Source organism: Lyngbya sp. CCY1209, from assembly GCF_055795065.1.
Map to the genome: position 1 here is coordinate 1 of NZ_JAYFER010000448.1, position 20226 is coordinate 20226.

At 54.3% G+C, this 20226-nt stretch carries 18 protein-coding genes; 13 read left to right on the top strand and 5 right to left on the bottom strand.

Translation table 11 applies throughout. From position 1 onward, the window contains the following. Both AC0QHF_RS14080 and AC0QHF_RS14085 read left to right on the top strand, forming a co-directional pair. Positions 1-127 (top strand): HNH endonuclease (locus AC0QHF_RS14080; RefSeq protein ID WP_375341430.1); only part of this gene is annotated, 127 nt, incomplete at its 5' end. 129 nt (positions 128-256) lie between these two features. Then, the gene (locus tag AC0QHF_RS14085; RefSeq protein WP_324704854.1) at positions 257-1135 is read left to right on the top strand and encodes a segregation/condensation protein A; all 879 of its coding nucleotides are present in this window, start codon (positions 257-259) and stop codon (positions 1133-1135) included. 328 nt (positions 1136-1463) lie between these two features. On the opposite strand, the gene AC0QHF_RS14090 is transcribed toward AC0QHF_RS14085, so the two are convergent. Together AC0QHF_RS14090 and AC0QHF_RS14095 are read right to left on the bottom strand one after the other, a co-directional pair. Continuing rightward, entirely contained in the window at positions 1464-3998 is a 2535-nt protein-coding gene (locus tag AC0QHF_RS14090) for a CHASE2 domain-containing protein (protein WP_324704855.1), read from the bottom strand. Positions 3999-4101: 103 nt separating this feature from the next. Further along, positions 4102-4269, bottom strand: coding sequence for a hypothetical protein (locus AC0QHF_RS14095; RefSeq protein ID WP_324704856.1), 168 nt, complete (start codon positions 4267-4269; stop codon positions 4102-4104). A 138-nt stretch (positions 4270-4407) separates the two neighbouring features. Here AC0QHF_RS14095 and dapB point away from each other — a divergent pair, with 138 nt between their 5' ends. The 4 genes from dapB (at position 4408) to AC0QHF_RS14115 (ending at position 7789) form a co-directional block, all read left to right on the top strand. Further along, positions 4408-5235: a 4-hydroxy-tetrahydrodipicolinate reductase gene (gene dapB, locus AC0QHF_RS14100; RefSeq protein ID WP_324704857.1), complete on the top strand. Its 828-nt coding sequence runs from the start codon at positions 4408-4410 to the stop codon at positions 5233-5235. A 266-nt stretch (positions 5236-5501) separates the two neighbouring features. Continuing rightward, positions 5502-6170: a phosphate ABC transporter permease gene (locus tag AC0QHF_RS14105; protein ID WP_324704858.1), complete on the top strand. Its 669-nt coding sequence runs from the start codon at positions 5502-5504 to the stop codon at positions 6168-6170. A gap of 48 nt (positions 6171-6218) precedes the next feature. Then, positions 6219-7319, top strand: a complete 1101-nt coding sequence (locus tag AC0QHF_RS14110) for a DUF262 domain-containing protein (protein ID WP_324704859.1) — start codon at positions 6219-6221, stop codon at positions 7317-7319. Then, a complete protein-coding gene (locus AC0QHF_RS14115) occupies positions 7316-7789 on the top strand; it encodes a HEPN domain-containing protein (protein ID WP_324704860.1) in 474 nt (157 codons plus the stop codon). Before AC0QHF_RS14110 ends, AC0QHF_RS14115 begins: the two co-directional genes overlap by 4 nt. Before the next feature lie 133 nt (positions 7790-7922). Here AC0QHF_RS14115 and AC0QHF_RS14120 read toward each other — a convergent pair whose 3' ends face one another. Further along, on the bottom strand, positions 7923-8552 hold the full coding sequence (locus tag AC0QHF_RS14120; protein WP_324704861.1) for a precorrin-8X methylmutase: 630 nt from the start codon (positions 8550-8552) through the stop codon (positions 7923-7925). Positions 8553-9187: 635 nt separating this feature from the next. Here AC0QHF_RS14120 and AC0QHF_RS14125 point away from each other — a divergent pair. Then, entirely contained in the window at positions 9188-9571 is a 384-nt protein-coding gene (locus AC0QHF_RS14125) for a hypothetical protein (RefSeq protein WP_324704862.1), read from the top strand. On the opposite strand, the gene AC0QHF_RS14130 is transcribed toward AC0QHF_RS14125, so the two are convergent. Beyond that, positions 9540-9956: a hypothetical protein gene (locus AC0QHF_RS14130; protein WP_324704863.1), complete on the bottom strand. Its 417-nt coding sequence runs from the start codon at positions 9954-9956 to the stop codon at positions 9540-9542. The two genes, AC0QHF_RS14125 and AC0QHF_RS14130, sit on opposite strands and share 32 nt — an antisense overlap. Before the next feature lie 331 nt (positions 9957-10287). Between AC0QHF_RS14130 and AC0QHF_RS14135 the strand changes: the two genes are divergently transcribed. The 3 genes from AC0QHF_RS14135 (at position 10288) to AC0QHF_RS14145 (ending at position 12754) form a co-directional block, all read left to right on the top strand. Next, a complete protein-coding gene (locus tag AC0QHF_RS14135; protein ID WP_324704864.1) occupies positions 10288-10899 on the top strand; it encodes an esterase/lipase family protein in 612 nt (203 codons plus the stop codon). 39 nt (positions 10900-10938) lie between these two features. Continuing rightward, positions 10939-11739 (top strand): TIGR00297 family protein, encoded by an 801-nt coding sequence (locus tag AC0QHF_RS14140; RefSeq protein ID WP_324704865.1) that lies wholly within the window; start codon positions 10939-10941, stop codon positions 11737-11739. A 250-nt stretch (positions 11740-11989) separates the two neighbouring features. Further along, positions 11990-12754 carry a peptidylprolyl isomerase gene (locus AC0QHF_RS14145; RefSeq protein ID WP_324704866.1) on the top strand — a complete coding sequence of 255 codons (765 nt, stop codon included), beginning with the start codon at positions 11990-11992 and terminating at the stop codon, positions 12752-12754. Here AC0QHF_RS14145 and AC0QHF_RS14150 read toward each other — a convergent pair. After that, a complete protein-coding gene (locus AC0QHF_RS14150) occupies positions 12744-14393 on the bottom strand; it encodes an alpha/beta hydrolase (RefSeq protein WP_324704867.1) in 1650 nt (549 codons plus the stop codon). The two genes, AC0QHF_RS14145 and AC0QHF_RS14150, sit on opposite strands and share 11 nt — an antisense overlap. Positions 14394-14991: 598 nt before the next feature. On the opposite strand from AC0QHF_RS14150, the gene AC0QHF_RS14155 reads away from it, so the two are divergent. From AC0QHF_RS14155 to AC0QHF_RS14165, 3 genes are all read left to right on the top strand, one after another. Next, positions 14992-16857 carry an alpha-amylase family glycosyl hydrolase gene (locus AC0QHF_RS14155; protein WP_324704868.1) on the top strand — a complete coding sequence of 622 codons (1866 nt, stop codon included), beginning with the start codon at positions 14992-14994 and terminating at the stop codon, positions 16855-16857. A gap of 243 nt (positions 16858-17100) precedes the next feature. Further along, positions 17101-18984 (top strand): bifunctional serine/threonine-protein kinase/formylglycine-generating enzyme family protein, encoded by a 1884-nt coding sequence (locus AC0QHF_RS14160; RefSeq protein ID WP_324704869.1) that lies wholly within the window; start codon positions 17101-17103, stop codon positions 18982-18984. 226 nt (positions 18985-19210) lie between these two features. Then, on the top strand, positions 19211-20110 hold the full coding sequence (locus AC0QHF_RS14165; RefSeq protein ID WP_324704870.1) for a phosphate/phosphite/phosphonate ABC transporter substrate-binding protein: 900 nt from the start codon (positions 19211-19213) through the stop codon (positions 20108-20110). Positions 20111-20226: the final 116 nt, after the last annotated feature.

Below are 20226 nucleotides of genomic sequence, written 5' to 3' on the forward strand. Positions count from 1 at the left end.
AAAGGATGATTACAAGAACCTCCAACTGCTGCACCGCCACTGTCACGATGCCAAGACTGCCATAGATGGTAGCCTAAACAAGAGTCGTACTCATAACAACGAGACGGCTGAACTAGGAGCCGTGTGAGGTGAAAGTCTCACGCACGGTTCTGAATGGGAGGGGGAGAAGGCGACTTCTCTCTCGACCCCTAATCCAATTGTGATATGCTTCCGGCACGGCGGGGCGATCGCAGCCCCAGCACGACAGGAGACTGACATGACTGCCGACAAACCCAAAGATGCCTTAGCCAGTCTGGCGGAAGGAATCGCACTTCTCATCGATCTCGCCAAACGGGGCGAAATCGACCCCTGGGACGTGCGGGTGATCGACGTGATCGATCGCTACCTCAGCCAACTCACCCCCGGAACCCATCCGCGAGCATCGGGCAATCAGTTCGCGGAGCTCTCCCAGTCGGGGCAAGCCTTCCTGTACGCCTCCATGTTGGTGCTGCTGAAAGCCGACAGCTTGATGGCGGAAGAATCCGCCGACGAAGAGGGGATGGCCGAAGAAATGGAGTTTTTCGACGGGGAAGATGGCGAAGGGGGGTTATTGCGTCCCCAACATCTCGAACGCCAGTTGCGCCGCCGCGCCGTCGCCAAGGTCCCCCAAAAGCGACAGGTGACGCTGCAAGAGCTCATCGAACAATTGCAACTGATGGCGACGACGATCGCCCAGCGCCAGAGTCGCCCCCGCCCCCGCCGCAGTACGACTCGGAATAAAAGCCAAACCGCAAAGGCGATCGCGGAACTCGCCCACCAAGAAAACCTGGTGGAAATGGCCGGACAATTGGACGAACTTCTCCGGGCTCAAGGGTTAGATCCCGAGGGAGATTGGCTGGATCTCGAACAGTTGTTGGTGTTGTGGTCGAATCTCGCCACACCCAAACAATTGCCGCCCCCTTCACCGCCGGAGGAAGCGGAGGACACACCCCACAACCCCCACCCCAAGCACGATCGCGTTGGGGTTTTCTGGGCGTTGCTGTTGCTTTCTGCCCAGTCGAAGGTGGAATTATCTCAGGAGGAATTCTACCAAGATATCAAGGTGCGGACGCTCCCAGTCCCGCAAAAAGCTGAGTTGAATACAGCCCGGAAATGATGCAAAAATTGTCCCCGAAAAAAATTGGCGAATAGGGGTTGACATGGGGCGGCGATTTCGGGTAGACTATTGACACAATGCTTCACAATGGGAGTGGTCGCAATATTTTTATTTTTGCCACTATTCCCATTATTTAAAATAATACCGGAAGTCAAGAAGAAAATCAACCCAATCCCACAAAAAAATCGAAATTTTAACATTTTTTAATTTTTAAAAAAACAAATAGGGCGCAAGCCAGGGGCCCCTACAATCTAAAATTTCCGACACCTGACAATTGTGGTTAATTATCAGAATCTGATTTGAAGTCCCCACACCCCACACCCCAATTTCACCATTTCGGATCGGACTCAAAAAACTCCGTCGCCGCGTCGGCGGGGATAGGCCGTTGGAAATAGTAACCCTGGACGTATTTGCAGCCGAGCGATCGCAACTGTTTCAACTGCCGTTCCGTCTCCACCCCCTCGGCGATCGCGTCCAAATTCAAGGCCCGGGACAACATCAAAATCGTCCGCACGATCGCCAAATTATCCCCCTCCGAATTCTCCTCCATGCGGCCGATAAACGAGCGGTCGATCTTGAGGACATCCACCGGAAATCGGGGCAGATAACCCAACGACGAAAAACCCGTGCCGAAATCGTCGATACTCAACTTGACATCCAATTCTTTCAACTGATGCAACAGGGCGATCGTCATCTCCACATCGTCCATAATCACACTTTCCGTCACCTCCAACCGCAACCGCTCCGGAGCGATCGCCGTACTCCTGATAATCTCGCGAATTTCCGACACCAAATCCGGGTGCATAAACTGTCTCGCCGACAAATTCACCCCGACGATAATCGGGTATTTAGACTCGAACCGATCCTGCCAGATCGCGATTTGACGGCAGGCCTCCTGGAGCGCCCAGCGGCCGATGGGAATGATCAACCCCGTCTCCTTCGCCACCTTCAAAAACCGGTCCGGCGTCACCAAACCCTGGCGGGGATGCCGCCACCGCACCAGCGCCTCGAAGCCGACAATTTGTCCCATTTCCAGGGAAATAACGGGCTGATAATACATCACGAATTCTTGGCGACTCACCGCCAGACGCAGGTCGGTTTCCAACTGCAACCGCTCCAACCCGCCCACCTGCATAGTGCGCTCGAACACCTGATAGCGGATATTTTTCAGCGACTTCGCCCGCTGCATCGCCGTGTTGCTGTTGCGGAGCAAATCCTCCGAGCGAGTTTCCGCCGTATCCGCCAGGGCGATGCCGATACTGACCGTTTTAAAAACATCATGGCCGTCGAGGATAAACGGAGAAACGAGAGCCTGTTGGATGCGTTCGGCGACGGCGGTGGCATTTTCGACCGATTGCAGGTGCTCCAACAAGATGGCAAACTCGTCCCCCCCGAGGCGGGCGATGATATCCCCCATGCGGACGCAGGTTTTCAGCCGCCCCACCAGTTGCAGCAGGAGTTGATCGCCGGCCAGATTGCCCAAACTGTCGTTGATGAGGCGGAACCCATCCACATTCAAAAACAGCACCCCGCAGGTGACGCGATTTCGCTTCGATCGCGCGATCGCCTGTTCGGTGCGATCGAGAAACAGGGCGCGGTTGGGCAGTCCCGTCAGGGGATCGTGGAGGACATTGTGAATTTGCTTGTAGGCGACCACCCCCGTCCCGGCCACCAACAGCGCCAAAACCGGCGACGCCAGGGGAATCCAGCCGTTGAGGAGAAACAACCCGAAACTCGTCCCCCAGATGACCGCCAATCCCAAAATCAAAGCCAACCCCTGCAAAGCCGGGTGGCGGATGCGCCAAGCCGCAAAGCCGCCCAAAATGCCCCAAAAGCCGACCCAGAGGATTTCGGTCCACTCCGGCCAAAACCAGAATAAATTCGAGGGTCGCGCCGAGTCCATTTCCGGCCCGAGAATCTGGCTGACCATGTTGGCGTGGATCAAAACCCCGGGCATTTTCGGGTTTTCCGCCTGGGTGACGCTGTAGGGGGTGAAAAATGCATCCTTGATACTCGGCGCCGTCGCCCCGATCAGCACAATTTTGTCCGTCACCAATGCCGGATCGACGGCATCAGCCAAAACTTCCGCGAGGGTGACGGTGGGGGCGGCTTCGGCGGCGCGGTAGTTGAGCAAAATCTGATAGCCGCGATCGTCGATGGTGGCATATCCCCCGTCGCGGGAGTTCAAGGGGACGAACACCCGGTTTTCCAACGCCATATAATTGGGATTTTCGGCGCTATTTTTGGGTTCGATGCCGCGATCGCCCAGGTATAACAACGCCAGCCGCAGTGCCAGGGAAAAATAGGTCCCGTCCGCCTCCGCGAACAGCAGTTGACGGCGGACCACCCCATCCGGGTCGAGGAGTAAATCGTTGAAGCCGATTTGCGCCGGGGGAAGTTGGGGCGGTGGGGGAATGCTGGGATTTTCTGGATTGCCAATTTTGGTGATGGCGACCAGGTTGGGCGCCCGAAACTGTTCCGCCAATTCCTCACTTCCCGATCCGACAGGCAGATCGCGATACAGATCCAGACCGATCGCCGCGGGTTGATGCCGTTGCAGGTTCGCCAACATCTCGGCCAGGAGGGCGTCGGGGAGGGGCCACTGTTCCTGGGCGCCGATATCCGCCTCCGTGATGGCGACGACCAAGAGGCGATCGTCGGGTTCGGCTTCGGGTCGCAGGCGGACCCGCCAATCGAACAGCCTCAATTCCAGGGGCTGCAACCCCCCGAGTTGCTTGACTCCGACCAAACCGGCGATCGCGACGAGACTGATCATCAACCACAGCGGGGGAGCGATCCGAACGATGGCGAGTCGCCACTTGGACAACCATAAAACAGCAGATTCAGAGTTTTGAGCAGGCATGAAGTCAGTATATAGCGCGGCGCGCAGGGAATAGGGAATAGGGAATAGGGAATAGGGAATAGGGAATAGGGAATAGGGAGTCGGGCAATGAAATCACCAAGAATCAGGGTTTCAAGGTTTGTCCCTCCAAGGAAACTCTCAACAGACGAGCGCCCACTGCTATAAAATTCAAACGTCCGAATTTGAGACGAATTCCCCTCGGCTGGCTCAATTTCGGAATGGGAGATGAATCGGCGATCGCGATACCGTTGTTTTGAGGTTTGGCCGTCATCGAAGATAGCGGCGCTCGACCTCCTATTGTATTCTAGGCCGATGGAGTAGCTTCCTCGGTCACAACGTGCTTTCATAGTTGGAAGAGTCTGTCGGGATGTCGGAGATCCCGAAATTGCGGTCAGGAGGTTTTACAGAAATGGCAGGTCAAGGTCCGATTCCGGTGATCGTCAACGGTGCGGGGGGCAAGATGGGGCGGGAGGTGGTCAAGGCCGTCGCCGCCGCTGACGATATGATTCTGTTGGGGGCGATCGATCGCAACCCCGCCTGTCTCAACCAAGATGCGGGGACGGTGGCGGGTATCGAACCCCTGGAAATCCCGATCACCGACGATCGCGAGGGGATGCTGGCGATGGCCGCCCAGGAGAAGCAGCCCGGGGTGATGGTGGACTTTACCCACCCGGATTCCGTCTATGATAATATCCGCGCCGCGATCGCCTATGGTATCCGCCCCGTGGTGGGCACCACCGGCTTGAGTGACGCCCAAATTCAAGATCTGGCAGAATTTGCCGATAAGGCCAGCATGGGCTGTCTGCTGATTCCTAATTTTTGCATCGGCGTGGTGCTGATGCAACAGGCTGCGATCGCGGCTTCCCAGTATTTCGACCACGTTGAAATTATCGAACTCCACCACAACCAAAAGGCCGACGCCCCCAGTGGCACGGCGGTCAAAACCGCCCAAATGCTGGCCGAGTTGGGCAAAACCTACAACCGGCCAGAAGTGGAAGAAACCGAAAAATTATCCGGCGCCCGAGGCGCGACGGGAGCCGAACAGATCCGCATCCACAGCGTCCGCCTCCCCGGCCTGATCGCCCACCAAGAGGTGATTTTCGGTGCCCCCGGCCAACTCTACACCCTTCGCCACGACACGAGCGATCGCGCCTGCTATATGCCCGGAGTCCTGCTGGCGATCCGCAAAGTCCTCCCGCTCAAAACCCTGGTTTATGGGCTAGAAAAGATTTTGTAGAGGAGGGTGTAGGGTTTAGGGTGTGGGGTGTGGGGGAGGCAGAGGGGGCAGAGGAGGCGGAGGAGGCAAGTTTATATTCGATCTAGTTTTCTCACCGTACAAATTCCCCAATCATCTTCAGATGATTTTTGCTATTAGCTTGGGAATTAATTCCCAAGCGGTGCAGATGTTCCACCCGTTTCTGAGCTCCCTCCGCTCCCTCCGCTCCCTCCGCTTCCCCCACACCCCACCGAGCACACCCCACCGAGCACACCCCAATACAAAATATGCTGATTCCGTTAACCCGTCAGACCTTTGAAGAGTTAGTTCCGGCTGTCGCGACGAGCGATCAGTACCAGCACTGCTGGGGGAAGCCCTCGCAACTGCTGAGGCGGCTGTTGATTTCGGCCGTGGGAACCTTGGTTTTGGCCGTGCTGGAGTTGGCAACTCACGCCCAAATTCTGTTGATTCCCCTGGTCATGTTCGCCCTGTACTGGTTGTGGGGGCCTATCTTTGAAGCGAGTCTCAAAAATCGGCAGTTTCGCCAGTATCCGCACTGCGGATTTTGGCAGGGGAAAGTTTTGGATTATTACATCTCCGAAGCGGTGACGAACGAACAGGAATCGGTGAACGATCGCGGCGAGTTAATTTTAATCGAAAGTCTCGAACGCCGCATCAATGTGGAAGTGGGAGATAAGACGGGATTTACAATGAAAATTCAAGCCCCTTTGAACCGCACCCACAAGCGACTGCACCGGGGCCAGGTGGCGGTGATGTTGGTGACATCTTACATGGAAGACCTCAGCACCATCAACGAGACATCGGACATCTACATTCCCAGCCAGAATATTTGGGTGGGGGAATATCCCTATTTGCGGCGGGATGCGTTTATGGAGTTGACCCGCCAAATGCGATCGCGCTACGGCCGCACGAAACCGCGATCGCGCCGTTATTGAATTATACTATTAATGTCCCATAGGTCGCACTCAACCACCATAAATGCCATGTCAGACATTCAAGAAACTTTATATAATGAGTCGGAAGAGAGCGAAGAAGAGATTCTTCCCTTCAAGTATTCGATCACAAGTTACGGTGCTGATTATCCGGTTGATAGTTTGGTCAAGCGCATGAGAAACGGGAGCATATATGTGCCGAATTTTCAACGCGGATATGTCTGGAAGCCTCCAGAAGCATCTCGTTTTATCGAGTCTTTATTGTTGGGTCTACCAGTGCCGGGAATTTTCTTGGCTAAAGAACAAGATACCCAAAAACTGATCGTGATTGATGGACAACAAAGATTGCGAACGATTCAATATTTTTATGATGAAGTTTTTGGAAGTTTACCCGAAGATTATCCAAAATCTAGAAAATTCTCGTTAACCAAAGTTATTGATGACTTTAAAGGACTAACTTACAGTACATTATCCGAGGAAGATCGGCGCCGGCTAGATGATTCAATAATACCTGCCACGATCGTCAAGCAAGATGATCCGTCGGATGATAATAGCAGTATCTACCATATTTTTGAAAGGCTTAATACTGGCGGAGTTAAATTACAGCCTCAAGAAATTAGAGCCTGTATTTATCATGGAGAGTTGAATGATTTGTTGGCAGAGCTCAATCTTAATCAAGCTTGGAGAAGTATATATGGATCGAGCATCCCTGATAATAGAATGAAAGATCAGGAACTCATTTTGCGATTTCTGGCTCTCTATTTTGAAGGGGAAAATTATCAAAAACCGATGAAAGGTTTTTTAAATAATTTTATGGGTTCAAATCGTCATTTTAATCAACAAAATAAAATGGAAATTACACATATTTTTGTTGATACAATTGAAACGGCTCATAAAATATTGGGTCGGCAAGCATTCAAGCCTAAAAAACAAATTAATGCGGCTGTCTTTGATTCCATGATGGTGGGTTTGGCACGTCGGCTCAAACAAGGTATCATTGAGAATGAAGAATCACTCCAAGCTAATTATCAAGATCTTCTCAACAGTCCCAAGTTTTTAGAAGTGACTGTAAACACTTCCCGTACCACAGAAAAATCCATCGTGCAAAGTCGTCTCGAACAAGCCATCAAGTCTTTCAAAGACATACAATGAAAAACATAGAAGTTGTGCGTTACAAGCAGCAGCTTGATGACTTGTTTGACAAGATATCTAAACTTCCAGAAGATGCCGAAATGCAGTCCCATTGGGCTAGATACTTATGTATTCAGGTATCCGGTTTTCTGGAGGTTTCCGTCCGTTCCATATATAGCAAATATGCCCAAAGTCAAGCATCGCCTTTCGTGGCGAACTACGTTGAAAAGCAACTGTCAGGTTTTCAAAATCCTAAAATGGAAAAAATTTTGGATATTGCTAAATCTTTCAACCCCAAATGGTCGGAGCGGCTATCTCAAGTCGTCCAAGGTGAGATCAAAGAATCAATTGATAGTATTGTTGCCAATCGAAATAACATTGCTCATGGCAGGAATGTTGGCATCACTTATACAAGAATCAAAGGCTACTATCAAAATGCCGTCAAACTGATCGATTTGCTGGAGAAACAGTGTGAAGGTCAATCGATTTAGGATCGGGTTCGGAAATCAGATGAAAAAGGCGATCGACTCTAGCCTTTAAGGGTGACAAAAGCGAGAGAATTGACCCCAAAACGTCTGTGGGATTTGGGGTCGGGGGAAATCAATGATCAATTATCAATTCTCCCTAACTCCCCGTTCCCTCCTGGCGCCCGTAGGCCTGCCAAGCCAAGTCTACCAGACCGTTGACGATCGCCACGGCGACCACCGCAGAGCCCTTGCGTCCGTCGATGCGGATGTGGGAAACCATCGAATCGTTCAGCCTGGATTTAGCCACGTCCGCCCCCACGAACCCGGACGGCGTGGCGATAACCAGGGCAGGTTTGATTTCTTCGGCTTCGATCAAATCCACCAATCCGGATAGGGCCGTCTGTTCCTGGCCAATGACGAAAATGCCCTCGGGATAGCGTCTCGCCAAAGTTTGGATGCCCCAGGCGGTCTGGGTTTTCTCCTTTTGGGGCCGGGTGACGGTATCGAGGGAACAGTAGACGGGGTTGGCGAAGGTCGCCAAAATTTGCGGGGTGATCCCGACCTGCACCATCGGCACGTCCACGACAATCGTGGTGCGGGCGGCGAGGGCGGCGGCCCCGGCTTGCAGGGCTTGGTCCGAAAAACGCACGAGGGATTTGTATTCAAAATCTGCCGTGGTGTAAATCACGCGCCGGACAATTTCGTACTCTGCCGGAGAAAAGACGTGAGTCCCGATTTCGCGATCGATGATGCCCAAACTCTGGGCATCGGTAATATGCCATTCCATCCTAACTCGCCGCTGTCCTTAGTGTCCTGTACTGCATGGGGTCGGAGCGATCTTGACAATGGCTCCAGCCTGCAATCTGCCAGGTATCTTACCAAATATTTGGGGTCTCAAACCCGGCCCGTTTCGGGCTACCCTCCTCTCGCTCCGGCTTTGACGCCCGGAGCGGGGGGATTGACCCCCAAATTTGGCGTCGCCATCGCAACCAAACGTTCAAAAATCTTGTACCATAAAGAACTACAGGCAAATTGGCAGATCGGCCTCGAAACGGTCGGCGACGGGTTGGGTGGGATTCAAACCAAAAAAAATCCACCAGCTTGCGGCTGATGGATAACTCACCTATTCGTAGCATCTCAATTCTAACTGTATCAGTTCCAGACCAATTTGGCATCACCTGACCGGGTGATATTAATTTTCGGGAGGCGATCGCGCCGTGGGGATCGCCCTGAAACGGTTGATTTGAAAGGGTTTCGAGCCAATTCACCACGATGAAAGCCCAGACGGCTGAACTTTTCCATCTTTTGATTCAGACGGGCGGTACAAGTCCTGAACTTATTGCCATTGACGATCGCCGTCCGATTGCGGATGCTAGGTAATAGCAAAACTGTCCCCCATCCACCTCCAGGAGAACAGATTCGATGGCACTCACCTATTTGTCTCATCTCCGACCGACCGACATTCCAGGTCGGCGAGTCGGACGAAAAAACGTCCCCACCCACTTTCCGACCGTCGCGGAACTCCGAGAACTCGTCGGTTGCAAAGCCGGGGACGCGATCGCACAGATGAGGACGTGGGGTTACAAGCAAGTCACCCTCAACGTCCCCCAAAATTGCCTGTCCGTGATGACGGAACGCGGGCGTCTCAAATTCCGATTTCTGCCCCAGGATGCGATCGTCAACCGCATCGAGTGGGAGAATCCTCTGGAAAACCACCTTCTGGGAACAGAAGCCAGTCCGACACTCGGACCGGCCCCAGTGCCACCCCCCTCGGTCAGCGCGAAACCTGGCGGGCCATATCCTTAAACATATTCATGCTCGGGCCAGGGCGCCGGCGGGAGGGCGTCGCCTTGGGCAGCAAGTAGTCCGTGGCGAAGGTCATCCCCGCCGGAGTCGGGCTCAGGCCTTGATTGAGGGGCGGGGGTTCCGGTGCGGGTTTGGATGGCACGGCCGCAGGTGCGGCCGGGGCTTTCTCAGCCTGCGGCGCTTTTTTGGCTGTTTTCTTGGTTTTCTTTTCAGCCTTGGGGGCTTCAACCTTTGAAGCCTCGGGGGCTTTAACCTTTTCCGCTTTGGGAGCTTCGGGCTTGGGTTCGGCTTTTGGCGGCGCCGAACCGTTTCCCTTCGCTTCATCAAGCTCTAAATAATAGTCAGATTTTTTATTAAGTCCGAACAGTTTACCGATACCCAGCATTAAACGTACTCCGTTCAGTTTTTGGCAGATTGACAAGATCGAGCAGGACAGGCCCAAGACTTACATTAGAATCTCGTGCAAGGTTTGTCCACATTTATTTACAAAAGTTCACATCAATTCGCGATCCTGAGATTCGATCGGGGCGATCCGGGGTGAAATCTGAGTGGGTCTTTACACTTATGGAGTGAGTCTTTACAAACGCTCAGAATTCCGGCCGGACGATCGCCCCGCAATCCGAAGCCGGTCCGAGGGGCGTCATAATGGCAAAAATAAAATGGGAAAATTCCCCTATTCTTGAACCGTCAACCCCTCGATATCAGTTGCGATCGCGATGAACCCGACTCAAACCCGCAATCCGGTTTTACTCATCCACGGTATTTTCGATACCGCCGGCATTTTCCGGCTCATGTCCGCCTACCTGAGAGGACGGGGTTGGGACATCCACAGCTTCAACCTGCGCCCCAACTACGGACTGGCGGGACTCGATCGGCTGGCGGGACAAATTTCCCACTACGTTGACAAAACCTTCCCGCCGGAACAACCCTTCGATCTGATCGGATTCAGCATGGGGGGAATCGTCAGCCGCTACTACGTCCAGCGCCTCGGGGGACTCGATCGCGTACAACGGCTGATCACTATTTCCGCCCCCCACTATGGAACCTGGCTGGCCTACTTCTATCCCACCTTGGGGGCCTTCCAGATGCGCCCCTACTGCCCCTTTCTCTGCGATTTGAACCGAGATATCGAAACCCTCGACCAAATCAACTTTACCTCGATCTGGACGCCCTTCGACGCCATGATCCTGCCGGCCAGCAGTTCCCGCGTCCCCGTCGGCGACGAAATTCTCCTCGATGTCCTGCTGCACGCCTGGATGGTGCGGGATTCCCGGTGTATCAAGGCGGTGGAGAAAGCGTTGATGGCACCGGTAACAATTAATAATTAATAATTAACAATTAACAATTAATAATTAGTGGGGGAGATTATGTATTTGACCGAATCGATGGTGTGGAGTCCTTGGGTGGGGGCGATCGCGCTCAATACGGTGCTGTTGGCGATCGTGGCCTTGCTGCCCAAGAAATTGCTCACCCCCGCCGGCATCGTCCACGCCTGGATTTTGGGGGTGTTGGTGTGGGGGAGTTTGGGGTGGCCCGGATATGCGGTAGTCGCCTTCTACTTCGTCGTCGGGTCGGGGGTGACGCGCATCGGCATGGCGGAAAAGGAGGCGGCAGGGATCGCCGAGAAGCGGTCTGGTGCCCGGGGTCCGGAAAATGTCTGGGGATCGGCCCTGACCGGGGCGCTGTGCGGGGCGGGGGTGTTGGCGGTGCGGGGATGGATTCCCGATGCGGAGGTCGCGCCGATCGCCATTTCCCTGCTGATGTTGGGGTACGTCGCCAGTTTCAGCACCAAACTGTCCGATACCTGCGCCTCGGAGGTGGGGAAAGCCTACGGGAAACATACGTTTCTGATCACCACCCTGCAGCCAGTTCCCCGGGGGACGGAGGGGGCCATCAGCCTGGAGGGGACGATCGCCGGATTTTTGGCTTCGATCGCCATCGCCCTGGTGGGGTGGGGAGTCGGTTTGGTCGATGGTATCGGGATTCTCTGGTGCGCGATCGCGGCCTTCGTCGCCACCAACATCGAAAGCCTCATCGGCGCCACCCTGCAATCCCGGTGGGACTGGCTCACCAACGAAGTGGTCAATTTTCTCAATACCTTCATTGGGGCGATCGCGGCGATCTTGCTGGCGCTGGCTTGGCGGGTCGGGCGCCCCTGGATCTTGTAAAACTCTCCGATAATTTCCGGCATCTCGGGAGGTCAAATGCTCCGGGATTGTGGTTTAATTAGAGCAGGAGTCCGCACTCCATCAACCGTTCCCTATTCCCGCCGGGGTGAATTGGGAAATATTTGTTAAATTCTCCGGAAAACGTCCCATATTGTGCATCCCGCTTCCCGGCCTCATCCGATAAAAATTCGGGTCAATTATTGAAAAACTTTCTTCCTGTCCGATTTGAAAAGGAGTCAATTTTAAGATCATGTCCAAACCATTCATGACCATCAACGACACCGACTCGATCAGCCTCGGTCAGTCCTTGAAATACCTGCAAAGTTCAGGCAAATTTCAGACCTTTTTGTCAGAAATTCTGCGCCAGTACGTGATCGACAAAGAGCTGCAAACTCGCGAAGATGTGAACGTCAATCCGGCGACAGTCGAGCAGGCGGTGATCAACTTCCGCATGGAGCGCAACCTCAGCGATCCCCAGGCATTCCAGGCTTGGCTCGACCAAAATCGCATGACCTACAACGCCTTCCACGAGCAGGTTTCCAACGGGTTCAAGCGGGAGACGTTGAAATTGGCGGTGGTGGGTCCGAAATTGGAAGAATATTTCCAAGAACGGAAGCCCTTTTTAGATTCGGTCGTCCTCTCCAGAATCGTCGTTGACGACTACGAAATGGCGGAGAGTTTGAAAAATAAAATCCTCTCCGGAGAAGCGACATTCGAGGCGATCGCCCGGGAACATTCCGTCACCACCGAAAGCCGTGTCAACGGCATGATGGGGGCCGTGAGTCGGGCGACCATCCCGGAAACCATCAAACCCGCCGTCGAGGGGGGACAAGTCGGGCAGATCGTCGGCCCCTTTGAAGTCGAGGGGCGCTGGTGCCTGTTCCGCATCGAAGAATTTATCGAGGTTTCTTTGGAAACCAAAGGCATGAAACAGCGGCTGCAAAACGAACTGTTCGATCGCTGGATGAACGAACAGCTCAAAACCCTGACCGTGAAGTTGCAAATCAGCGATTAGCCGACCGGGCTGCCCGGAGTTCTTCGAGGTTCAAATCCTTCACCAAATTGATGGTGAACGGCGAGGGGCCGAGGGTTTGCAAATACTCCTCGCTCAGGTAGGCCCGATAGTCGGAGCGATCGCGGACGTGGACGTTGAAAAAGGTCAGACTCAGCGCTTTCAAGTAGGGGTAGGCCTTTTCGGGGTCCGGTCCGATCAGTTGGGGCGGGATCGGCACCTGCCCCCCATTTTCCCGCAAAAAGGAAAAGTGCGTCCCCGGCTCGAACAAAACCAAGAGTTTGTCGGGGGTTCTCAGCCAGGTGAAGGGCTCGATCTGCTCGGGGAGGGCCGGGGTGATGTAATCGTTGGTGCCCGCCACAATCGCCACCGGGATGTCAATCTCGCCCATCCCCGACTCGCCGAATACCAAACTGGCGAGGGGGTTGACCGCGATCGCGGCCTTGATGCGGCGATCGCGGAAATTTTGGCGCTCCGGGGCGACTTCCAGGGCCCGACACTGCAGCAAAATTGACAAATTCAGGGTGATCTGCCGTTCGTCCGGCTGCGAACAGTTTTCTTTGAGTTTCTCCGGGTTGAGGGTCGCCCCCGCCAGGGCCAGCACCGTGTAACCGCCGAAGGACTGGCCCATCACGCCCACATTTTGCAGGTCGAGGCGATTTCTCCAAGCCGGGTCCGACCGCGACTTTTCTTCGAGCAAGTCCAGCAAATAAGTGATGTCCAGGGGGCGATCGGCGAAGGACGACGGCTCTGGGGGGCGCTCGAACCCCTCCAAAAACCCCTGGAAGCGGTTGGCGCTAGTGCCGATATGTTCGGGGATGGCGACGGCGTAGCCGTGGGAGGCTAGGTGTTCGGCGACGTAGCTGAAGGTTTTGGGGTCGGACCCCAGGCCGTGGGAAATCACGATCAGGGGGGCGGGGGCGCCCAAATTCTCCGGGATGTAGACGTAGACGGGGGAGGGCCGATCGCGGTTGGGATTGAAAAACAGCAGCTCCGCTTCCCGCCAGGAATAGGGTCCGGGTTGGCGGGGGTTGGGCAAGTTGAAGGGTTCGCTGGGGGTGGGGCGATCGGGATCTTCGACCCGCCGCTTCTGCTGGAGCGCTTCGAGAACGGCGGTGTCCTCCAACAGGACTCGGGACGTCTGCCGCACCACGTTCAAACTGAACTCCAAATCGATCTGAATTTCGCGGTCGGGGAACTCCTGCAAGATGCCCAGCAGCGTCAGGCCCCCCGGGCGGGCGGCAGCTCCGGCGATCGCGGTTCTCAGGGCCGAAGCGCCGTTTTTCCCCGTTCCCGTGTTCACCACCTTCCCCATCCGCCGCAGGATCACTTCCCCCGTCGGCTTGTCGAGAAACTGCTCCACACTCCAGGGACTCGCCTGGAAGGGGGTCGTCAGGGCCTCCCGCAACCCTTCGCCGTCCTGAATTCGCAGCAGGCGCCCGTAGAGCACCAGGGTCGGGGTGGTTTTGCCTTCCCGGGCGAACCGTTCGATGTCGGCGATGGGGATGGAGGTTTCGGCCGGACCGTAGGAGAGGGTAATTTCTTCGGCGCCGCGGGCGGGACTTCCGGGGGCGATCGCAAACATCAAAGAAGATAAACCGGCCAGAACCGTTTTGGAAAGGGAGATAGGAGTCGGAGTCATAGGATCGAAGTCGCCTCAAGGGGGGTATTCACGGCATTATGCCCGATCGCGCCGTGGGCGGGGAGTCAGGAGTCGGGAATAGGGAGTCGGGAATAGGGAGTCGGGAGTAGGGGGGCGGAGGAGGTAGAGGGGGCTCCAGGGGCTCCTGGAGGCAGAGGCGACATCTTATATCAGATTCGTACAACCTCCCCAATCATCTGAATATGATTTGAGCTATTAGCTTGGGAATTGATTCCCAAGCGGTCTGGATGTCTCACCCACCGCTCCCACCGCTCCCCCTGCTCCCCCTGCTCCCCCTGCTCCCACCGCTCCCTCCGCTCCTCAGCGCCCTATCTATTAAATGAAATACTCAAAAATCGAACTCGCCCTCCGGTTTCCCACCCGCTCGGGGCGGGGCGCCTCGGGGGTATCTGCCATCGATACTGAATCAAAAACTGGATCTAATATTACGGGATGTCGCGGAACGGGTCATGCCCGGAGTGCGCCCCATTTGATCGTTTCATCCGGTTAGCCGCACCGTTTCACCGGATGAAACGGAGAAAGGGTCAAATTGATTTGACCTGGGGATTCCATCTGTTCTCTATTTGGATTTCAAATAATGACGCAAACTCCCATCGAATCGATTGCTCCCAAAACGTTATCGGCGATCGATCTCAACCCTCGGGGACGGGTGAATCCTAGCCCCGCCACCTGGCAAGATCAGGTCTTTTACTTCCTGTTGCCCGATCGCTTCAGCGACGGCAAAGAAGGCGATTTTCCCCTGTTCGATCGCGACAATCCCTCCCACCCAACTGCCGACAAAACCGTTTGGATGACGGCGGGGAAAAAATTCGTCGGCGGCACCCTCAAAGGCATCGAAAGCAAACTGGATTATCTCCAAAACTTGGGCGTGACGACCCTCTGGGTGGGGCCGATTTGGAAACAGCGGCAGGACTTGGAAACCTACCACGGCTACGGCATCCAAAACTTCTTGGACATCGACCCCCGCTTCGGAACGCGCCAGGATTTGCGAGATCTCGTCGATGCAGCTCACGATCGCGGGATGTACGTTATGTTGGATATCATCTACAACCACACGGGCAACAACTGGTTTTACCGGAACGAAAACGGCGATCCGATGACGACGAAATCCTACCGATTTTCGCCGCCCCACGACATCCACGGTTGGCGATCGGGCCGGGGTGAAAGTATCCCGGAAATTGCCGATCTCGAAGATGGCGTCTGGCCCGAGGAATTCCAGAATTGGGAATGGTACACCCGGGCTGGCCAGATCGGCCGCTGGGATGCTAATGTTGGGGAAGATCCCCTCCATCCCGACGTCGAATTTCGGCGGGGCGACTTCTTCGATTTAAAAGACCTCAATTTGAGTCGGGACGATACTCTGGCGGCGGTCATTCGAGTTTACCAATATTGGATCGCCCTGAGCGACTGCGACGGGTTCCGGATCGATACGGTGAAACATTTGCCCTGGGAAGTTTCGCGGAATTTCTGCGGTGCAATTCACGAATATGCCGAATCCATCGGCAAGGAAAATTTCATGCTTCTCGGGGAAGTCACCGGCGGCGCGACGACGGCGAAAACTTACCTGGAAATTTTTGGTTTGAATGTGGATGCGGTGTTGGATATCGGCGAACCGACGGTTCAACTGGCCGGGTTCGTGAAGGGACAGCGGGACCCGCAAGGATTTTTCGGGCAATTCGGCGGCTTCGACGCCCTCGGCAGCCACCGTTTGGCGGGGCAGTATCACGTTTCGATTTTGGACGACCACGACATGGTGGGGCGGCAGGGAAAACACCGCTTTTCCGCCCACAATTCCATCCCCGCCCGCTACGAACAGGTCGCCCACGCGGTGGGGGTGCAGTTGACGACGCTGGGCATTCCCTGCATTTATTACGGCACGGAACAGGCCTTCGACGGCACGGAAGATCGCCACGATTTCAACCTCGAACCCGGCGGCGGATTTGAAGACCGCTACATCCGGGAGGCGATGTTCGGGGGGCTTTTCGGAGCCTTTGAAACCGAAAAATGTCACTTTTTTGACGGTTGCCATCCGGCCTATTTGCGAATTGCCGCGATCGCCCGCATCCGCAACGGGAAAGATTTGACGGGTTTGGCACTGCGGCGGGGCCGGCAATATTTGCGGGAAACCTCGTTTTTGAACCGGCCGTTTTCGATGCCGGGGGCGGGAGAATTGGTCGCCTGGTCGCGCATTTTCCGCGATCGCGAAGTGGTGGCGGCGATCAATACCAACGGCACGGAAAACCGGGGCGCCTACGTCACGGTCGATGCCATTATCCATCCGCCCGGTTCGTGTTTGCAAGTGCTCTATCGCGGCGATTGGAGTGATGCGGAACTGCAAAATCCGCCGACTTCCGAAACGGTGACGGTGGAGGAATTTAAGGGGCGATCGGCCCTCCGCCTGGACTTGCCTCCGGCGGGAATGGTGATTTTAGCCGCCGTTTAAGTTGATGTCGGAAACCGGGTGTCTCCATTTTTTGGAAAAACCCGGTTTCTCCGATGGTGTTAAATTTCAAATTATCGCGGGATTGGCAGTACAATTAATGTATGGCGGTGCGCTCAGGGTATATTAACAGTTGGAATCGGCGAAGAAACCGTGAAATCCTTACAAAAGTTTTGAGTTCCGACTCCCGACTCCCGACTCCCGACTCCCTGCGCGCAGCGCTATAGGTGTCAATCCCCGCGTGCCATGATCCAATGTCTCAACCCCGACTGTCTCCACGGCAACCCCGACGGCGGGCAGTTTTGCCAGAAATGCGGCGGCAAACTGCGCCTCGCCGAGCGCTACTGGGCACGACGCATCCTCGGACAGGGCGGCTTCGGGCGCACGTTCCTCGCCGTCGATGACTTCAAACCCTCCAAACCCCCCTGCGTCATCAAGCAGTTTCTCCCCCAAGCTCAGGGAACCGGAAACCTGGACAAAGCCGCCGAATTGTTCGACCAAGAGGCGCGGCGTCTGGAAGAACTGGGAAAACATCCCCAAATCCCCGAACTTTTGGCTTATTTTACCACGGATAACCGCCAATATTTGGTGCAGGAATTTATCGACGGGGAAACGCTACAGCAAGAATTAGAAAATAACGGGGCGTTTACCGAAAAGCAAATCCGGGAACTCTTGCGGGATTTATTGACGGTTTTGAAATTCGTCCACGATCGCAACGTCATCCACCGGGATATCAAACCGGAAAATATTATCAGACGAGAAAGCGACAATCGATTGGTTTTGGTGGATTTCGGCGCGGCGAAAGCCGTCCCCAAAATTCAACGCAGCGTCACCGGGACGATTATCGGTTCGGCGGAATACTGCGCCCCGGAACAGGCGATGGGAAAACCCAGATTTGCCAGCGATTTGTACAGTTTGGGCGTGACTTGTCTGCATCTGTTAACCCAGATGAGCCCCTTTAATTTATACGATCCGGTGGAGGGGGAGTGGATCTGGCGGGACGGTTTGAACGGAAATGCGATCGGTGATGAATTGGGTCAAATTTTAGATCGCTTGGTGGCAACGACACCCAAAAAACGCTATCAATCCGTTTCGGAAGTTTTAGGAGAGTTGAAAATATCATCAAAACGAAATTTCCCCCTTCCTCCACCTCCGCCTCGCCCCGGACTGAAAAGCTTTCGCGGAAAGACCAAATTACCGCCACCCCCGCCACCTTCGAGTATCAAACCCAAAATTCATACTTTTGAATTTGATGTGGTCAAACTCAATTCTACGGGTCGAGAAATTGGGCGCGATCGCGGCAAAGCAGAATTTATCATCGAAAGTTTGGGAAACGGAGTCATTTTAGAAATGGTGCTGATTCCCGGGGGAAGTTTTACGATGGGATCGCCTGCCCATGAAGAAGGGCGATCGAACGATGAGAGTCCCCAGCGTCAAGTGACGATTCAACCCTTCTTAATTGCTAAATATCCGATTACCCAAGCCCAATGGCAGCGAGTCGTTAACTTTCCCAGAATTCAAAGAGATCTCGACCCCGATTTATCTCGGTTTCAAGGATCGGATCGTCCGGCAGAACGAGTTTCATGGTATGATGCCGTCGAATTTTGCGCCCGACTTTCCCAAAAAACTAGAAAACTCTACCGACTTCCCAGCGAAGCCGAGTGGGAGTATGCGGCCCGGGCGGGAACAACCACCCCGTTTCATCTCGGAGAAACAATAACAACGAATTTTGCCAATTATAACGGTAACTCCAGTTATGGTTATGGCCCTAAAGGAGTTCACCGAAAACAAACCACACCTATTAATTTTCAACACGCCAATGCCTTTGGTTTATTCGACATTCACGGTAATGTTTGGGAGTGGTGCGCCGACCCCTGGCATAACAGTTATTTAGATGCCCCCTCAGATGGTAGCGTTTGGGATGAAAAAAACAACGATAACCGCTATCAAAATTATGTCGATAACATCGCCAATTTGTTGAATGATGGCAGAAGACGAGTGGAACGGGGTGGGTCGTGGCGCTATCACGTCGCAGGTTGCCGTTGTGCTTCCCGTGGAAGGGGTTTCCCGATTGACTGGCACAGCGTCCTCGGTTTCCGGGTTGCCTGCACCCTTTCAGGGCGATTGTGAAATCCTCTAACGTATTCGTTGTTGCGCTGCAGGGCAGATGGGGGCTAAAGCCCAACAACAAGTTCTTTTCCGTCGCCGGTGCAGTTTACATCTCCGAAGTTCGACCATATTTTATCAGAAACTATAATCTAAACTTAATCTAAAATTAAGGTCAATCTGTCATTTATCTCTTATTGTTGAAAACAAGAATATGATCTTTGATTATTGTCTCTTGTGAGGTCATTTTATGATCGACCGACGTTCTTTTATCGGATTGACTTTGTTGTTTCTGGCCAGTTGTACCGCAGCAACTCAAACCGCCCTTTTCGCCCCTCCCGGAGGAGACGGCGCAGATTCCCTCAAGTTTGCCGTTACGGACGTTCAGGGACTCGACGATCTTGAACGGGATTACGAGGCATTTCGGGTGGCTTTAGAGGTGGCATTGGAGCGCGAGATCGAATTTTACCCGGTAGACAGTTATGCGGAGGCGGCTTCCGCCTTGCAATTGGGGAAAATCGATATCGCCCTGACGGGTCCTTCGGAATATGTCCTGATTCGGGCGCGGACCAACGCCATTCCGGTCGTCGCCATCACCCGCCCCAATTACCATTCGGTGATCGCCGTCCCCGCGGCGAGTCCCGTCAAAACCGTCGCCGATCTGAAAGGAAAAACGATCGCCATGCGTCAAGTGGGGTCAACGAGCGGACATCTCGGCCCGACAGAAATGTTGATGGAGGCGGGACTGGACCCGAAAACCGATTATCAAGTCAAAATGTTGGGGCCAGAAGGCAGTTTGAAGGCGTTGAAATCCGGAGAGGTGGAGGCCTGGGGAGGACCGTTGATCGATTACGAACGGTTTTTGCGGGAAGAAGGATTTTCGGAAGCGGATTTTTCCCTGTTGAAAAAAGGTCCGCCGTTGCCCAATGACGTGTTCGTGGTGAACAGCAACACCGATCCGCAACTGATCGCATTGTTGCGCGATCGCGCCATCGCCCGACAACAAGATTTAATTGCCGCCTTATCCTCGGTCCGCGCCAACGAAAAATTCCAAGAATCGACCCTCGTCGCCGTGGAAGACGGCGACTATGATATGATTCGCGAAGTCTACCGAGCCATTGGAGAAGGCGGTTTCGTCGCTCCCGATTGAAGGGGAATCGATCGCGTCAACCTCAAAGCCGGTACGAGACTCGGGGGCTTTCGTCAATTCACGGAGAGTGGAATCGCGTATCGACTTATAATTCGTCCGTCGGGTGCTTTTGTTTC

What these genes read in the sequence shown, in the direction of transcription:
- AC0QHF_RS14085 (WP_324704854.1), top strand. Translation starts at nt 257, where the DNA reads ATGACTGCCGACAAACCCAAAGATGCCTTAGCCAGTCTGGCGGAAGGA.
- AC0QHF_RS14090 (WP_324704855.1), bottom strand. Translation starts at nt 3,998, where the DNA reads ATGCCTGCTCAAAACTCTGAATCTGCTGTTTTATGGTTGTCCAAGTGG.
- AC0QHF_RS14095 (WP_324704856.1), bottom strand. Translation starts at nt 4,269, where the DNA reads ATGACGGCCAAACCTCAAAACAACGGTATCGCGATCGCCGATTCATCT.
- dapB (WP_324704857.1), top strand. Translation starts at nt 4,408, where the DNA reads ATGGCAGGTCAAGGTCCGATTCCGGTGATCGTCAACGGTGCGGGGGGC.
- AC0QHF_RS14105 (WP_324704858.1), top strand. Translation starts at nt 5,502, where the DNA reads ATGCTGATTCCGTTAACCCGTCAGACCTTTGAAGAGTTAGTTCCGGCT.
- AC0QHF_RS14110 (WP_324704859.1), top strand. Translation starts at nt 6,219, where the DNA reads ATGTCAGACATTCAAGAAACTTTATATAATGAGTCGGAAGAGAGCGAA.
- AC0QHF_RS14115 (WP_324704860.1), top strand. Translation starts at nt 7,316, where the DNA reads ATGAAAAACATAGAAGTTGTGCGTTACAAGCAGCAGCTTGATGACTTG.
- AC0QHF_RS14120 (WP_324704861.1), bottom strand. Translation starts at nt 8,552, where the DNA reads ATGGAATGGCATATTACCGATGCCCAGAGTTTGGGCATCATCGATCGC.
- AC0QHF_RS14125 (WP_324704862.1), top strand. Translation starts at nt 9,188, where the DNA reads ATGGCACTCACCTATTTGTCTCATCTCCGACCGACCGACATTCCAGGT.
- AC0QHF_RS14130 (WP_324704863.1), bottom strand. Translation starts at nt 9,956, where the DNA reads ATGCTGGGTATCGGTAAACTGTTCGGACTTAATAAAAAATCTGACTAT.
- AC0QHF_RS14135 (WP_324704864.1), top strand. Translation starts at nt 10,288, where the DNA reads ATGAACCCGACTCAAACCCGCAATCCGGTTTTACTCATCCACGGTATT.
- AC0QHF_RS14140 (WP_324704865.1), top strand. Translation starts at nt 10,939, where the DNA reads ATGTATTTGACCGAATCGATGGTGTGGAGTCCTTGGGTGGGGGCGATC.
- AC0QHF_RS14145 (WP_324704866.1), top strand. Translation starts at nt 11,990, where the DNA reads ATGTCCAAACCATTCATGACCATCAACGACACCGACTCGATCAGCCTC.
- AC0QHF_RS14150 (WP_324704867.1), bottom strand. Translation starts at nt 14,393, where the DNA reads ATGACTCCGACTCCTATCTCCCTTTCCAAAACGGTTCTGGCCGGTTTA.
- AC0QHF_RS14155 (WP_324704868.1), top strand. Translation starts at nt 14,992, where the DNA reads ATGACGCAAACTCCCATCGAATCGATTGCTCCCAAAACGTTATCGGCG.
- AC0QHF_RS14160 (WP_324704869.1), top strand. Translation starts at nt 17,101, where the DNA reads ATGATCCAATGTCTCAACCCCGACTGTCTCCACGGCAACCCCGACGGC.
- AC0QHF_RS14165 (WP_324704870.1), top strand. Translation starts at nt 19,211, where the DNA reads ATGATCGACCGACGTTCTTTTATCGGATTGACTTTGTTGTTTCTGGCC.